This window comes from Saccharicrinis aurantiacus (assembly GCF_947489045.1).
Classification (GTDB): domain Bacteria; phylum Bacteroidota; class Bacteroidia; order Bacteroidales; family Marinilabiliaceae; genus Saccharicrinis; species Saccharicrinis aurantiacus.
The window spans coordinates 1-1,483 of the sequence record NZ_CANLCN010000051.1; the positions used below are offsets into that span (position 1 = coordinate 1).

Consider the following 1,483-nt stretch of genomic DNA (forward strand, 5'->3'; position numbering starts at 1 on the left):
AACGTACATTGACATATTGGCAAAACAATCAAAATCATAAGTTAGTTTTAATACTAAGTATTAAATACTAATTAACAAGAAAGTAAGTAAGGGCGCATGGTGAATGCCTAGGCTTTGAGAGGCGAAGAAAGACGTGATAAGCTGCGATAAGCCACGGGGAGGAGCAAATATCTGTTAATCCGTGGATTTCTGAATGGGGCAACCCGTTATGTTGAAGACATAACACACCTTCGGGTGAGCTAACGCAGGGAACTGAAACATCTAAGTACCTGTAGGAAAAGAAAATAATAATGATTCCCGTAGTAGTGGCGAGCGAACTGGGAACAGCCCAAACCATAATTGTTTAGGCAATTATGGGGTTGTAGGACTGCAATATGAGTAATTAAATGAATTGGAATGCTTTGGAAAGAGTAACCATAGAGAGTGAAAGTCTCGTACAAGTAAGTTTAAGAATCTAGCAGTATCCTGAGTAGGGCGGGACACGTGAAATCCTGTCTGAATCTGCCGGGCCCATCCGGTAAGGCTAAATACTCCTCAAAGACCGATAGTGAACCAGTACCGTGAGGGAAAGGTGAAAAGTACTCCGAATAGGAGAGTGAAATAGTACCTGAAACCGTGCGCTTACAAGCGGTCGGAGCTGATTTATTCAGTGACGGCGTGCCTTTTGCATAATGAGCCTACGAGTTAGTCGTAGTTAGCGAGGTTAAGTCCTTAAGGGACGGAGCCGAAGCGAAAGCGAGTCTGAATAGGGCGATAAAGTTAGCTGCGCTAGACGCGAAACCAGGTGATCTACCCATGGTCAGGTTGAAGCTGTGGTAACACACAGTGGAGGACCGAACCGCCAGACGTTGAAAAGTCTTCGGATGAACTGTGGGTAGGGGTGAAAGGCCAATCAAACCTGGAAATAGCTCGTACTCCCCGAAATGCATTTAGGTGCAGCCTTATTTTAATCTTGCAGAGGTAGAGCTACTGATTGGACGAGAGGGCTTCACCGCCTATCAACTCCTGATAAACTCCGAATGCTGTAAGATGATGAATAGGAGTGAGGGCATGGGTGCTAAGGTCCATGTCCGAGAGGGAAAGAACCCAGACCATCGGCTAAGGTCCCCAAATATATACTAAGTTGAACAAACGCGGTTTGATTGCATAGACAGCTAGGATGTTGGCTTGGAAGCAGCCATTCATTTAAAGAGTGCGTAACAGCTCACTAGTCGAGCGATCGAGCATGGATAATAATCGGGCATAAGTATATTACCGAAGCTATGGATTGTATTTTAATACAGTGGTAGGGGAGCATTCTAAATTGCGCTGAAGCGAGATGGCGATGTCTCGTGGAGTATTTAGAAAAGCAAATGTAGGCATAAGTAACGATAATGCGGGTGAGAAACCCGCACGCCGAAAAACTCAGGTTTCCTGATCAACGCTAATCGGATCAGGGTTAGTCGGGACCTAACGCGAACCCGAAAGGGGTAGTGGATGGAAA

General features: G+C 45.4%; 1 rRNA gene. It reads left to right on the forward strand.

Annotated elements, in window-relative coordinates:
• Positions 1-76: 76 nt before the first annotated feature.
• Positions 77-1,483 (forward strand): 23S ribosomal RNA (locus QMO11_RS21820); the annotation flags it as partial.